Genomic DNA, 12,426 nt, shown 5'->3' on the forward strand with positions numbered 1-12,426 from the left:
CGGCCATATTGTCGCGGCGATATCGTCTTCGCAACGAAGAACAGCGGCCGGCAACCCCGGCCAGGAGATCGCCATGAAGCGTGTCACCGGTACCTACAGCGCCCCCCGCCCGCACTGGGTGGGCGACGGATTCCCCGCCCGCTCGTTGTTTTCCTACAACACCCACGGCCAGCACCTGAGCCCGTTCCTGCTGCTGGACTATGCCGGCCCCTACACCTTCGCCCCCAGCGATACCCCGCGTGGCGTCGGCCAGCATCCGCACCGCGGATTCGAGACCGTCACCATCGTCTATGAGGGTGAGGTCGCGCACCGCGATTCGACCGGCGCCGGCGGCACCATCGGCCCGGGTGACGTGCAGTGGATGACGGCGGCCTCCGGCATCCTTCATGAGGAATTCCACACACCGGCGTTCAGCAGGCGCGGCGGCACGCTGGACATGGTCCAGCTGTGGGTGAACCTGCCGGCACGCGACAAGATGGGCGCACCGGGCTACCAGACCCTGCTCGACGCAGAGATTCCCTCGGTGGATCTGCCCGATGGCGCCGGCCGCGTGCGGGTCATCGCCGGCCGCTTCGACGGCCACCCCGGCCCGGCGCGCACCCACACGCCGATGGATGTCTGGGACATCCGCCTGCAGCAGGGCCGCCACGCCGAACTGCCGGTCGCCGAGGGCCGCACGCTGGCGCTGGTGGTGCTGAGGGGTACGGTGCGGATCAACGGCGGTCCGCCGGTCGGCGAGGCGCAACTGGTCACCTTCGACCGCAGTGGCGAAGACGTGTTCGTCGATGCCGACAGTGACGCCACTGTGCTGCTGCTCAGCGGCGAACCGATCGACGAACCGGTGGTCGGCTACGGCCCGTTCGTGATGAACAGCCAGGCCGAGATCGCGCAGGCGGTCAACGACTTCAACAGTGGTCGCTTCGGCCGGATCGCGCACTGAACACTTCAACGCGGCGGGCTGCGGCCCGCCACAGCCATCGGGCCATCGCCCAACCTCCCCAGGAGACTGACCATGAGTACCCCCGCCAACTTCAACGGTGCCCGTCCGGTGATCGATCCAGACAACGCCGCGATGCTGCTGATCGATCACCAGAGCGGCCTGTTCCAGACCATTGGTGACATGCCGTTCACTTCGGTGCGCGCGCATGCAACCGCGTTGGCGAAGATGGCCACGCTGGCAAAGATGCCGGTGATCACCACCGCCTCGGTACCGCAGGGCCCGAACGGCCCGCTGATCCCGGAGATCCACGACGCGGCCCCGCATGCCCAGTACGTGGCACGCAAGGGCGAGATCAACGCCTGGGACAACCCGGACTTCGTTGCTGCGGTGAAGGCCACCGGCCGCAGGCAGCTGATCATTGCCGGCACCATCACCAGCGTGTGCATGGCCTTCCCGTCGATTGCCGCCGTTGCCGATGGCTACCAGGTGTTCGCGGTCATCGATGCCTCCGGTACCTACTCGAAGATGGCCGAGGAGATCACCCTGGCCCGCGTGGTGCAGGCCGGCGTGGTGCCGATGGACACCGCTGCGGTCGCCTCGGAGATCCAGCGCAGCTGGAACCGCGACGATGCCGAGCAGTGGGCCGAGGTCTACACCAAGATCTTCCCGAACTACCAGCTGCTGATCGAAAGCTACCTGAAGGCCCGGGACGTGCAGAAGAACCATGAACCGCTGGATTCGCAGCGCAGTTGAGTGGCCCTCGTGCCGGCCAGCCGCCGGCTCCCCCCCTGAACAGGAGATCCATCATGTCCAGTGAACCGATCCGCGACCCGGCCAGCGATCATCTGCTGACCCCGCAGAATTCCGCCTTCATCATCATCGACTACCAGCCGGTGCAGGTGAACTCCATCGCCTCGATGGACCGCCAGTTGCTGGTCAACAACATTGTCGGCACCGCCAAGGCCGCAGTGGCTTACGGTCTGCCGATCGTGCATTCGACGGTCAACGTCAAGACCGGCCTGAACAAGCCGCCGATTCCACAGCTGCGCAAGGTGCTGGGCGACTACCCCACCTACGACCGCACCACCATCAATTCCTGGGAGGACGTCGAGTTCCGCAAGGCGGTGGAAGCCACCGGCCGCCGCAAGCTGATCATGACCGCGCTGTGGACCGAGGCGTGCCTGACTTTCCCGGCCCTGGATGCGTTGAAGGAAGGCTTTGAGGTGTATGTGGTGGTCGACGCCGTCGGCGGCACCTCGCTGGCCGCGCACGATGCCGCACTGCGCCGCATCGAACAGGCCGGTGGCCAGCTGATCAGCGTGCCGCAGCTGTTCTGCGAACTGCAGCGCGACTGGGCCCGCTCGGCAACGGTGCCGGCCTTCATGAATCTCTTCATTGAAACCGGTGGTACCGCGGGCATCCAGTTCTCGTACGATCGTACCGAGTGATTGGGTGGCGGCGCCGGTCCTGGCCAGCGCCGCCTTTTGGCGCAGTCGAGCATGGCTGGCGCCGCAGACAGATGGAGAACGTGATGGCCTACGCACGCATTGTTTCGACCGCTGACAACTATCTGCACCACATCAGCAACGGCAGCTTCGATGTGGATGCGGACGAGCCCGCCTCGCTGGGCGGCCAGGGCAAGGGCTTCGCACCGTTCGATCTGTACCTGGCCTCGCTGGCGGCGTGTACCGCCATCACCCTGCGCATGTATGCGCAGCGCAAGGGCTGGGAGCTGGGCGAGTTCCATGCCGAGCTGCGCTCGGAACGTGACGAGGATGGACGTTTCCACGTGCACCGCGTGCTGCATGCCAGCGCCGAGCTGAGTGATGCGCAGTGGCAGCGGTTGCTGGAGGTGGTGGAGAAGACCCCGGTGACCCTGGTGATGCGCGAAGGTGCACGCATCACCAGTGAGCGCGGGGTCGCGGCGTAACCCCATCCATGCATGGCGTGGATCTACAGACGACGCTCGCCGGGCATGGCCCGGCGCTACCGGAGCGGCGCGGGGCCATCGGGTAGCGCCGGGCCATGCCCGGCGGCCGCTCAGCGCCGTGAATGCAGCACGGTGCGCTGGCGCATCGCGTTGAATTCCTGCTCCACCTGCTGGATATCCTCGGCCTGGAACCCGGCCGCGTCCAGCAGCTGGTCGGCGGCGGCCGCCGCCAGCGGATCGTCGTCACGCTGGCGCCAGCAGCGCGCCGGCAGGAAGTAACCCACTTCGCTGCGCCCGCGCATGATCACCACCGGCCGGCCTGCATACAGCAGGAATTCCGCCAGGTGCTGGCGCAGCCCCTCCACCGAGACATAGGCCGGCCCGATGCCCAGCGATCGACTGGACGGTTCGGAACTTTCGAACAGCTTGCGACGGCTCATCCACTCCTCCTTATGTGCAACGCGTGGTCTCCTTTCCCTAGACGGGCGCATCACTGCGCCCCCGCCACGCACTACGTGATCCAGATCACGCCGTCACTCAGAACCCGGTATTGAACTCCAGCTGGAACACGTCGATCGACAGTGGAGCACCGGACACTTCCTTGGCCGCCATCCACTTGCCGCTGATCCAGCTGCGCGCGTCCAGCGCGTAGGCGCCGCCCACGTAGTAGCCGCGGGCGTTGGTGCCACCGAGGTGGAAGTTCGGGTCGTTGTAGGCATCCGGCAGCGCATCGGCCTCGATGCGCTTGTAGCCCAGCAGCGCCTGCCACTGGCCCTTCTCCTTCAGGTCGGCGGCCCCGAAGGTGGCCTGCACCATCCAGGCGGTGTCGCCGCTGCGGAACGTATCGATGCCGGCGGTGCCACCGGCACCGTAGTTGTTGACGATGCCGTTGTTGGCGCGGATGAACATCTTCTGCTTGTCGTAGGCCAGGTTACGGATGTAGTCGCCATCCAGGCGCAGGCCGATGCCCTGGGCCAGCTGCGTATCCCAGCGCAGGTTCAGCGTGGCCAGGCGGAATGCCGAGGCCAGGCCGACATACTGCGGGGTGGGCGTGTTGGCTGGATCCAGCGGGTTGCGTGCGATGTCGCGGATCAGCATCAGGGTGTTGCCCTTCTGCATGAAGGCCGGGCGCGACCAGTCCGTGTCGCAGCCGACCGCGCCTGCGTACAGCGCGCACGGCGAGGACAGGCGGCCGCTGATGTTCTTGAAGTCGTAGTAGCCCAGCGCCGCGCGCAGCGCGTTGTCGTCGTTGAAGCGCCAGTCCACGCCCACCTGCGCACCGGACAGCCACTTGTTCTCGTTCGGCGTCTTGACCCGGCTCTGGCTGGGCGCGCTGTCGGAGGTGTACTCCAGCGGTACCACCGCCAGATTACCGAACAGGCCAAGGTCACCGTCGTCGAAGTCGTACTGCAGGTTGGCGGCCAGGCCATCGAAGTTCAGGTCGTTGGAGAACAGCGTATCGCTGGTCCAGAACGGATTGCCGAAGCGGCCGCCGCGCACCGTCACCCAATCGGCCGGGCTGTAGGCCAGCCAGGCCTGGTCCAGCCACACGTCCTTCTTGCTCAGGCCACCCCCCAGCTGCTCGGTCGTTGACACCGGGCCATTGCTGCTGCCACTGGCCAGGCGCACGCCGGCCGTGGTGTGCTGGCCGATGGTCGCCTCGATGCCCAGGCGAGCGCGGATGCGCCAAAGGTTGCGGCGGTCCTGGCGGGTGTTCAGCAGCGGCGGCAGCTGCAGGTTGGTGTTGGTGTTGGTGTCGAAGCCGTTGCCGGAATTGATCGACGACCAGTTACTGACGATGTCGCTGTTGCGTTCGGAGAAGAAGCGCGACTCGCTGCGCACCCGCATGTCACCGGTGACCTTGATGCGCTTGGTCCACTCAGCCACTTCGTTCGGCGCCGCCCAGCCCTCGGACCTGGCCTGCGTCATCACCTCCTGGCGCACCTCGTCACGAATGCCGTCGCGCACGCTCTGCGGTACGTACGGCACGCGCACGTCACCGGCCTCCAGGGCCACGCCACCACTGGCGGCCGGGGTCCCGGCGGCCGCGGTGTGCTGCAACGCCGCTGCTTCGGCCTGCGCCTGCACCAGCAATGCCTGGCCGTCTTCGGGTTTCAGTGCACCGCTGGCGATCAGCCCCTTGATCAGCTTGACCATGGTGGTTTCGGCGGCCATCGCGCCGGCCGGGGCGGCCAGGCTGAGCAGCACGGCGCAGCACAGCAGCGCCCGTCGGGCCGGCCGCGGGCGGCGGGAATCGGTTCGTGCGCGGACGTGGTCGTTCATCACGGTTCTCATCGAAAGAAGGGAAATCACGGAGGTCGGGGAATCAGGCCCCGGGCCGGCGGCCCTGGATCAGGACGCGGGCGGGGAAATCAAGCGACGGCGGCGGTGCCTGGTCGACCTTGCCGATGCGACGCAGTGCATCGAGCACGGCCGCGTCGGCCTCCTCGTTGCCACTGCCACGCACCAGCTCGACCTTTTCCAGGCGACCATCGCTGGCCAGCCACACATTCACCTGCAGCTGGAACGCCAGGCGCTTGACCTTGTCGTCGCGCGAGATCGCCTGCTGCATCAGGTAGCCGAGGTAGCGCCCATAGGTGGCATTGCCGGCACCGCCACGACCGACGCCGGACGAACCGCCGCCGCTGCCGGACTGGATGCCGAAGTTGTCGCCACCGGCCTGCGCGTCGGCATTCATCGTCACCGGATCGGTGTTGTCCGGGGTCGGCGTCGGCTCTTCGGCCGGCGTCGGCTGATCCAGCGGCTCCGGCTCGGGCATCGTCTCTTCCGGCGGCGTTTCCGGCTCCGGCGGTTTTTCCGGCGGCGGCGGGGGGGGCGGTGGCGGTGGCGGCAACGCCAGCATCGGCGGCTGCACCACCGGCCGACGGGTGCTGGCGGTGTCCCTGAACAGCAGCCACCACAGTGCGACACCGAGCACCAGCAACGCGACCAGCACCAGCGCGACGGTCACCAGCAACGAGCGACCACGCATGCCGGGCTCCGGCCGAGGGGGTTGATGGGCGGTCATGCCTCAGCCCTGCGCCTTGCCGGTGACCAGGCCCACCTGGGCCAGCTCCAGGCGCCGCAGCAGGTCCAGCACCTCGACCACGCGGGCATACTGCACCTGCGCGTCGCCGCGCACGATCACCGGGAAATCCGGCGTGGTCGCGCGTTCGGTACGCAGGCGGTCTTCCAGCTCCGCCATCGTCACCGGGTACGCATCCAGGAACACCTGGCCGCTGGGGTCGATGGTGATCGCCTTGGTCTTCGGTTTCTCCAGCGCCACGGCGTTGCTGGCCTTTGGCAGGTTGACCTCGATGCCGGGGATGGACGCGTTGCTGGTCAGGATGAAGATCACCAGCACCACCAGCAGCACGTCGACGAAGGGCGTCACGTTGATGCCCTTCTCGCGCTTCTTGATGCCGAACTTCGCCTTCTGGCCCATGACGCGCCCTCAGCCCTGGACCGCGGCCGGGCCGCGCCCGTCCTGCTCTTCGGCCAGGCGCGCGGCGAACTCGTCGATGAACACCGCCATGTCCGCACCGATCGCTTCGGCACGCGCGCCCAGGTAGTTGTAGCCGAACAGTGCCGGGATCGCGACGCCAAGACCGGCCGCCGTACACAGCAACGCTGCGGCCATGCCGGGTGCCACCGAGTTGATGTCGACCGCGCCGGCCATCGCCGCCACCACGAACACCAGCATGATGCCGATCACGGTACCGAACAGGCCCACGTACGGCGCGCCTTCGATGGTGGTCGACAGCCAGTTCATGCGCCGTGCCATCGCTTCCTGCTCGCGCACCATCACCGCGTCCATCGACGCGCGGATTGCCGCGATGGTGGCGCCACTGAGGTAACCACTGTTGCCGTCGCGCTGGTGGCGCTGCTGCATTTCATCGATGGCCACCTGGTAGATGCGCCACAACGAACCATCGTGCATCGCGGCCGGTGCCTTGCCCTGGCGGTCCATGTCGGACAGGGTGCGCAGCGGCACGCCGGACAGCTTGCCGAAGCTCTCGGTGAACACCGCATTGGCCTTGCTGGTGCGGCCGAAGTGGCGTCCCTTGGCAATCATGATCGCCCACGACAGCAGCATCATCAGGCCGAGGATGGCCACCACCACCCAGGCATCGAACGGCATCGCCTTGAGAATGAAGGCAAAGTGGCTCTGCCCGGCGGACTGCTCGTCGGCGCCGTAGCTGATCAGCCGCGAATCGGCACCCTGTGCGGTGGCATCGGCCAGCAGCAGTGCCGCCGGTCGTGCCACGCGCGAGATACGCAGCTCATCCAGTGCGCCCTCGAAATTGGCCAGCGGCTGCACCGCGCCAGGAGCATCGGCGCCCACCACCGGCGTGGTGCCCAGCGCCGGCAGCTCGCCGCTCATCTGGGCGACCACGCGGCCATTGAGGTACAGCTGCAGTGAGCCCTTCTCCGCTGTCAGCGCCACGTGCGCCCATTGCCCTTCCGGAATCGGCTGTGCCGGCGTGCTGCGCTGTCCGTTGAGCTGCACGAACGGCACCCGGTTCTCGATGCCCAGCACCAGTTCGGAAGCGCCGTCACGACGGGCGTAGATCGCCTGCGCAGCGGTGTTGCTGCCTGGCTTGATCCAGGCCGAAACGGTGAACGGCGCACCCGCCTCCTGTGCAAGCGATGCGCTGGCCGGCAGCGGCAGCGGGCCTGCACCCAACTGAACGCCGCGGCCGATCACCGAACCTTCCGACGACGGCACCACGGCACCGGCATTGTTGCCATAGGCGGTGGTGTCGCGTGCCGGTGCATTGGCCTCGGCAAAGTGGTAGACCAGCGTGTAGTCCGGATCGAACACCTGCTGGCCGTTGCCGCTGGCCGGGGCCTTTTCATTGCCGTAGTACATCCAGATGGTCTGCGGCGCTGCGGCGCTGACCGCCGGCACATCCACCCAGACCAGGGCCATGCCCATCCTGGAATCGAACTGCTCGATCTGGTGGGCCAGCACGGTACGGCCATCACCCGAGACGAAGCGCAGGTCGTTGCCCGCGTCCTGGGTGCCGTCGAAGCCGAAGTTGCCGGTATGCAGGCGCAGCAGCAGCGGCGTGCGGCCCGGGTCACCGGCCAGGCCCGCGCCCTGCGGGCCGGCGTCGATGGTGATCGGCTTGCGGTACTTCCATTCGGCCTGCCACCAATTGGCATCGGCCGCAGCCGCCGGCAGAGCAACCAGCGCGGCCAGCAGCAACAACACTCGGGAAAGCAAACGGTCCATGCGAGGGGTCTCCGGAGAACGCATGTTCAAGGGAAGGGTCAGTAACTTGTGCTGATGTTGAAATGCAGGCGCGGGTCGTCCTTGCGCGTGACCGGGCCATCGGCATACGGCCAGGCGTAGTCCAGGCGCAGTTGCAGGTGTTCGCCCAGGCGCAGCTGCGCGCCCAGGCCGACCGAGGCCAGGTTGTACTTGTCACGCTGCTCGGGTAGCGGCTGGCGCAGGCGCAGGTAGGCCGCATCGGCAAAGCTGTAGACACGCAGGTCGGTGCCGCGCCACAGCGACCACGCCGGGGTGCGCCATTCCAGGCTGGCCAGGCCGCCGTAATCGCCGATCGCCTCGGCCGACAGGTAGCCGCGCACGGTGTACATGCCACCTGCGGCGAACTGCTCGGCCGACACCAGTGGCGCATCGGTTACCTGCAGCGACCCGCGCGCATACCACTGCCAGTCGCTGCCGAAGGTATGTGTGTTGGCCACGTCGGCCTTGAAGGCCACGAAACTCGGGTCGGCCCAGTAGCGCTTCTGCCCGAACGCAGTGGCGTCGCTGCCGTAACCGAACAGGCGGCGGGTACCGGCCACCAGCTGGGTGTTGATGCTCAGCTGATCGTGCTCGCCCTGGCGCACGCCGACCAAGGCCAGGGTGATCGGCGCGTACTTCAGCGGCGTCTTCAGGCTGTCCTTGCCCATCTGGGTATCTTCCTCGGTGTCCTTGAAATCCACACCGAGGCTGAGCTGGCGCCACCATTGGCTGCTGCCGGACAGGCGATAGTTGAGCTTGAGGCCGATCGAATGGCCGTTGCCGATCACATTGGTGCCGGTGCCGGTGCCGACCTGCCCGCCCGCATTCAACACGCGGCTGTCGGATCTGTAGCCGGAGGCTTCCAGGCTCCACGGCGTGCCTTCGAACGGCATTGTGTACGAGGCGGAAAAGACCTTGGCCTGCTTCGTGTCTTCCGGCGCCAGGTACACGCCGATGTTGGCGCTGTGCCCACGCTTCCACAGGTTGTCGTAGGCCAGCGATGCACTCAGGCGCAGCTTCTCGGTGTCGGCGCTATGGTCGTTGTTGAGTGACGCACTGGCACGCCACGGCGACTTCTCCTCGACCTGCAGGTCCACATCCATCGTGCCCGGCACCTGGCCCTCGCGCACCAATGGCATCACCTGGCGACGTCCGCCTTCATTCAGCGCGGTCAGTTCCTTCTGCGCCTGGTCGAAATCCGGCACCTTGCCCTCGGCCAGCGCCGGCACGCGTTCGCGGATGCGTTCGGGCGATTCGTGGCGGGTGCCGACCACGCGCAGCTGGCCGATCGGCGTCTGCTGCACCTTCAGCAGCACCACGCCGCCACTGACCTGCTGCTCGGGCAGCTCGACGTAGACCGACTGGTAGCCGGCCTGCTGGTAGAGCGCATGGACCGCATCGCGCGCCTTCTCGACATCGGCCAGGGTCTTGCCCGGGCCGAGGAACGGTTCCACCGCCCGTTCAATCTCCCGCGGATCGAGCACCGTGTTGCCTCGCACGATGTATTCGTTGATGTTCACGCTGGGCGCGGGTGCGGCCTCCTGCGCGAGCAGCGGCATCGACAACGGCAGCGCTGCCAGTGCCAGCGTCAACGGATGCAGGCGCAGCGGAAGGCGAACGGCTCGGCACGGGACAGGAGTCATCGAAGGCATCGCGTCGTATCGAAGGGAGGGGCCAGGGAGCGGCGCGTGGATCTACCAACAGGACGTGTACATCGCGTCAAAGCCGCCAACAGTTTTGTGACAGCACTGTCATCTTTTGACAGCGCCGCAACGCACGCAGGCGGACCCTGCCTTGGCCACCCGTCTTCGTTGCAGAACATCGATTGCTGCGGGAGAGTCGAGATGCGTGAATCGTTGATGCCGGTCCTGCGCGCTGCGCTCACCCTCGCCCTGCTGCTGGCGCTGCCATCGGGTCGCGCCGACGAGGCGAAGATGCAGGAAGGAGCTGCGCCCTGCATCGAAGTGCAGGTCAACGGCGAGCGGATTCCGGCCTGGGACTGCCTGCAACGCAAGCTGGCGCCTGCGACAAGGCCGGCGAAGCCGCCAGCGCTCCCCGAAGCCGAACGCCTGATGCAGCAGCCCGGCAACCAGCTGATGCAGTACAACCTGGAAGGCACGCGGCAGCGCATGGGCGATGCGTTCGGGCGCTCGGTGGTGCCGCAGCGACCTGCGCGCTGAGCCTGCACGGCTGTAGAGCCGTACCCACGCTCGGCTCCTCCTGCGTGTCCTTCAACACCCATGCAAAGGCAGCCGAGCGTGGGCTCGGCCCTACGGGAAGCCCCCCTTCGGGGCAGCCGGCACGATGCCATCGCTCGGCACCGGTGGCAGCGTGGGCACCGCTAGGCTGCGCGACTGCCCTGCCTGGTTCAGCTCCACCGTATCGGCACTGATGCTGGCCAGCACCGTGCAGGGCCCCAACCGCTGGCCCGGCGCGTAGGCTTCGGCTGGACGCCCATCCACCGAAAGCAGCGCAAGCGGTGCGTGGTCGCCAGCCATCACACCCAGCACCACCACCTCGGTCTGCACTGCGCCGGGGGACAACAGTCGCACCAGCGGCAGGCTTGCCACCGCATCGGCCAACGGCCGCACCGCCGCCTCGGTCTTCGCCTCGCTGGCCACGGCCGCCGGCGCCACCGCAGACAGGGTGACGCTCCAGTAGGCCACCACGGCCAGCAGCAGCGCCGCCGCCAGCAGGGTCAACATGCGATTGCGATCCCAGCGCCAGCCGTCCATGTTCCGCACCATCGCCACGTTCGTGTCCGCCTACGCTAGCAGGTGCGGCTGACGCTTTTGTTTCATCATGCGGGCCTACGCTGGCAGGCATCGACCCGGACAGGAGGCAACGTCGATGCAGCGCGTGCCGCGTGGTTTCACCCTGCTGGAACTGATGGTGGTGCTGGTTATCATCGGCATCTGCACGGCGGGCATCGGGCTGGGCCTGGGCAGCCTGCTCGACCCGGGCCGGCAGCTGCGACAGGAAGCCGAACGGTTGGCGCAGCGCCTGCAGGTGGCGCGCGACGAGGCGCGTATCGATGGCCGCCCCCTGCGCTGGCAGGCCGACGCCGCCGGCTATCGCTTCAGCCGCCGCGAAGGCAGCCGCTGGGTGGACGTGCAGCGCGATGACCTGCTGCGCCCACAGCAATGGCAACCGGCGGGCATCGCCGTGCAACCGACCACGCCGATTGAACTGAGCCCCGAATGGATTGGCGTGGCGTGGGAAGTGACGCTGTCGTTGCAGGGCCGGCAACTGCGTCTTCGCGATGATGGCAGCGGACAGTTGCAGGTCGTGCAGTGAAGCGGAACGGGCACGGGTTCACCCTGATCGAAGTGCTGATCGCATTGGCGATCGTTTCAATCGCACTGGCGGCGGTGATGCGTTCGGTGGCGGTGGCCACCGACGATCAGTCGCGCCTGCGCGATCGACGGCTGGCACTGATGTGCGCGCAGGACCGCTGGCAGGAGCTGCGCCTGGCCGCGCAGCCGCCCCAGGATGCACGGCAGCGCTGCGTGCAGGGACGCAGCACGTTCCTGGTGCTGCAACATCTCGGCACGGGGAGTGACGGACAGCCGCAACTGGAACTCAGCGTGGTGGCCGAAGATGCACCGCGGCAGTCGCTGGCGCGGATGCAGCTACCGTGGACAGCAGCGCCATGAAGCACGCCGCACGTGGCTTCACCCTGATCGAAGTGATGATCGCGATCACCATCATGGGTGTGCTGGCGCTGATCTGCTGGCGTGCGCTGGACAGCGTGGCCAGCAGCGACCAGCGGCTGCGCCGGGCCGATGCCGAGACCACGACAGCTCTGCGCGTGCTGCAGCAGTTCCAGCGTGATATCGAGATGCGCGCGGACGACGCGTTGATGAATGGTGCAGTGCGTCCGGCCGATCAACCGCAGCGGCTGCTGCCTCCGTCCCTGGTAAGCGAACGGCACCCGGATGGCAGCTTTGCGCTGGAGATCACCCGCAGTGTCGGCAGTGATGGACGGCGCTGGCAGCGGGTGCGCTGGTGGCGGCAGGGCAATACGCTGTGGCGGGCCAGTGGCGCTGCGACGGATCGGTACCCCCTGCCCGCGCCTGAGCCGTCGAAAGGCATCGCGGTGGCCAGGGATGTGCAGCGGTTCGAGGTACGCGCCTGGCAGCCGGGCGCTGGGTGGGCGCTGTTGCCGAGCGAAGGCGAGGTGCTGCCGGCCACCGGGCTGGAACTGCGGTTGGGACTGCGCGATGTGCGTGGGCCGCTGAGCTACCGGCGGGTGCTGGAGCTTTAGGATTCGTTCGCTGCTGCCGACCAGGGTCGGCA

The 12,426-nt window shown here is 67.4% G+C and carries 15 protein-coding genes; 8 read left to right on the forward strand and 7 right to left on the reverse strand.

Going from position 1 to position 12,426, the window contains the following annotated elements; all coding sequences use genetic code 11:
* Window positions 1–73: 73 nt before the first annotated feature.
* The 4 genes from AC5P66_RS17250 (at window position 74) to AC5P66_RS17265 (ending at window position 2,870) form a co-directional block, all read left to right on the forward strand.
* The gene (locus AC5P66_RS17250) at window positions 74–940 is read left to right on the forward strand and encodes a pirin family protein (protein WP_099485580.1); all 867 of its coding nucleotides are present in this window, start codon (window positions 74–76) and stop codon (window positions 938–940) included.
* A gap of 72 nt (window positions 941–1,012) precedes the next feature.
* Window positions 1,013–1,693 carry a hydrolase gene (locus AC5P66_RS17255; RefSeq protein WP_099485578.1) on the forward strand — a complete coding sequence of 227 codons (681 nt, stop codon included), beginning with the start codon at window positions 1,013–1,015 and terminating at the stop codon, window positions 1,691–1,693.
* Between the two features lie 53 nt (window positions 1,694–1,746).
* Window positions 1,747–2,388, forward strand: coding sequence for a hydrolase (locus tag AC5P66_RS17260; protein ID WP_111207451.1), 642 nt, complete (start codon window positions 1,747–1,749; stop codon window positions 2,386–2,388).
* A gap of 83 nt (window positions 2,389–2,471) precedes the next feature.
* Complete coding sequence (locus tag AC5P66_RS17265) at window positions 2,472–2,870, forward strand: OsmC family protein (protein ID WP_049411600.1); 399 nt, start codon at window positions 2,472–2,474, stop codon at window positions 2,868–2,870.
* A 110-nt stretch (window positions 2,871–2,980) separates the two neighbouring features.
* Here the strand turns inward: AC5P66_RS17265 and AC5P66_RS17270 are convergent, their stop codons facing one another.
* The 6 genes from AC5P66_RS17270 to AC5P66_RS17295 form a co-directional block, all read right to left on the reverse strand.
* A complete protein-coding gene (locus AC5P66_RS17270; RefSeq protein WP_005416760.1) occupies window positions 2,981–3,310 on the reverse strand; it encodes a hypothetical protein in 330 nt (109 codons plus the stop codon).
* 97 nt (window positions 3,311–3,407) lie between these two features.
* Window positions 3,408–5,153: a putative porin gene (locus tag AC5P66_RS17275; protein WP_049413905.1), complete on the reverse strand. Its 1,746-nt coding sequence runs from the start codon at window positions 5,151–5,153 to the stop codon at window positions 3,408–3,410.
* Between the two features lie 43 nt (window positions 5,154–5,196).
* Window positions 5,197–5,862, reverse strand: a complete 666-nt coding sequence (tolA, locus tag AC5P66_RS17280) for a cell envelope integrity protein TolA (protein ID WP_262223203.1) — start codon at window positions 5,860–5,862, stop codon at window positions 5,197–5,199.
* Window positions 5,863–5,901: 39 nt separating this feature from the next.
* Window positions 5,902–6,315: an ExbD/TolR family protein gene (locus tag AC5P66_RS17285; protein WP_049413909.1), complete on the reverse strand. Its 414-nt coding sequence runs from the start codon at window positions 6,313–6,315 to the stop codon at window positions 5,902–5,904.
* Between the two features lie 9 nt (window positions 6,316–6,324).
* Window positions 6,325–8,109 (reverse strand): DUF2341 domain-containing protein, encoded by a 1,785-nt coding sequence (locus tag AC5P66_RS17290; RefSeq protein WP_111096245.1) that lies wholly within the window; start codon window positions 8,107–8,109, stop codon window positions 6,325–6,327.
* Between the two features lie 38 nt (window positions 8,110–8,147).
* On the reverse strand, window positions 8,148–9,770 hold the full coding sequence (locus AC5P66_RS17295) for a ShlB/FhaC/HecB family hemolysin secretion/activation protein (protein WP_134709729.1): 1,623 nt from the start codon (window positions 9,768–9,770) through the stop codon (window positions 8,148–8,150).
* 201 nt (window positions 9,771–9,971) lie between these two features.
* On the opposite strand from AC5P66_RS17295, the gene AC5P66_RS17300 reads away from it, so the two are divergent.
* Window positions 9,972–10,307: a hypothetical protein gene (locus tag AC5P66_RS17300; protein WP_111096243.1), complete on the forward strand. Its 336-nt coding sequence runs from the start codon at window positions 9,972–9,974 to the stop codon at window positions 10,305–10,307.
* 90 nt (window positions 10,308–10,397) lie between these two features.
* Here AC5P66_RS17300 and AC5P66_RS17305 read toward each other — a convergent pair whose 3' ends face one another.
* On the reverse strand, window positions 10,398–10,874 hold the full coding sequence (locus tag AC5P66_RS17305) for a general secretion pathway protein (RefSeq protein WP_181452452.1): 477 nt from the start codon (window positions 10,872–10,874) through the stop codon (window positions 10,398–10,400).
* 103 nt (window positions 10,875–10,977) lie between these two features.
* Here AC5P66_RS17305 and gspH point away from each other — a divergent pair, with 103 nt between their 5' ends.
* From gspH to AC5P66_RS17320, 3 genes are read left to right on the forward strand one after another with little or no spacing between them, the layout of a single operon-like run.
* A complete protein-coding gene (gene gspH, locus AC5P66_RS17310) occupies window positions 10,978–11,424 on the forward strand; it encodes a type II secretion system minor pseudopilin GspH (protein ID WP_049413914.1) in 447 nt (148 codons plus the stop codon).
* A complete protein-coding gene (gene gspI / locus AC5P66_RS17315; protein ID WP_099495757.1) occupies window positions 11,421–11,783 on the forward strand; it encodes a type II secretion system minor pseudopilin GspI in 363 nt (120 codons plus the stop codon). The genes gspH and gspI overlap by 4 nt, the downstream gene beginning before the upstream one ends.
* The gene (locus tag AC5P66_RS17320; RefSeq protein WP_049413933.1) at window positions 11,780–12,394 is read left to right on the forward strand and encodes a PulJ/GspJ family protein; all 615 of its coding nucleotides are present in this window, start codon (window positions 11,780–11,782) and stop codon (window positions 12,392–12,394) included. The genes gspI and AC5P66_RS17320 overlap by 4 nt, the downstream gene beginning before the upstream one ends.
* Window positions 12,395–12,426 lie beyond the last annotated feature (32 nt).

It is taken from the genome of Stenotrophomonas sp. YJH_SMC_122, assembly GCF_059369535.1.

Coding starts and splice junctions, on each gene's coding strand:
- gspH (WP_049413914.1), top strand. CDS start 10,978: ATGCAGCGCGTGCCGCGTGGTTTCACCCTGCTGGAACTGATGGTGGTG.
- AC5P66_RS17290 (WP_111096245.1), bottom strand. CDS start 8,109: ATGGACCGTTTGCTTTCCCGAGTGTTGTTGCTGCTGGCCGCGCTGGTT.
- AC5P66_RS17275 (WP_049413905.1), bottom strand. CDS start 5,153: ATGAACGACCACGTCCGCGCACGAACCGATTCCCGCCGCCCGCGGCCG.
- AC5P66_RS17250 (WP_099485580.1), top strand. CDS start 74: ATGAAGCGTGTCACCGGTACCTACAGCGCCCCCCGCCCGCACTGGGTG.
- AC5P66_RS17255 (WP_099485578.1), top strand. CDS start 1,013: ATGAGTACCCCCGCCAACTTCAACGGTGCCCGTCCGGTGATCGATCCA.
- AC5P66_RS17300 (WP_111096243.1), top strand. CDS start 9,972: ATGCGTGAATCGTTGATGCCGGTCCTGCGCGCTGCGCTCACCCTCGCC.
- AC5P66_RS17305 (WP_181452452.1), bottom strand. CDS start 10,874: ATGGTGCGGAACATGGACGGCTGGCGCTGGGATCGCAATCGCATGTTG.
- AC5P66_RS17320 (WP_049413933.1), top strand. CDS start 11,780: ATGAAGCACGCCGCACGTGGCTTCACCCTGATCGAAGTGATGATCGCG.
- AC5P66_RS17260 (WP_111207451.1), top strand. CDS start 1,747: ATGTCCAGTGAACCGATCCGCGACCCGGCCAGCGATCATCTGCTGACC.
- AC5P66_RS17285 (WP_049413909.1), bottom strand. CDS start 6,315: ATGGGCCAGAAGGCGAAGTTCGGCATCAAGAAGCGCGAGAAGGGCATC.
- AC5P66_RS17265 (WP_049411600.1), top strand. CDS start 2,472: ATGGCCTACGCACGCATTGTTTCGACCGCTGACAACTATCTGCACCAC.
- AC5P66_RS17295 (WP_134709729.1), bottom strand. CDS start 9,770: ATGACTCCTGTCCCGTGCCGAGCCGTTCGCCTTCCGCTGCGCCTGCAT.
- tolA (WP_262223203.1), bottom strand. CDS start 5,862: ATGCGTGGTCGCTCGTTGCTGGTGACCGTCGCGCTGGTGCTGGTCGCG.
- AC5P66_RS17270 (WP_005416760.1), bottom strand. CDS start 3,310: ATGAGCCGTCGCAAGCTGTTCGAAAGTTCCGAACCGTCCAGTCGATCG.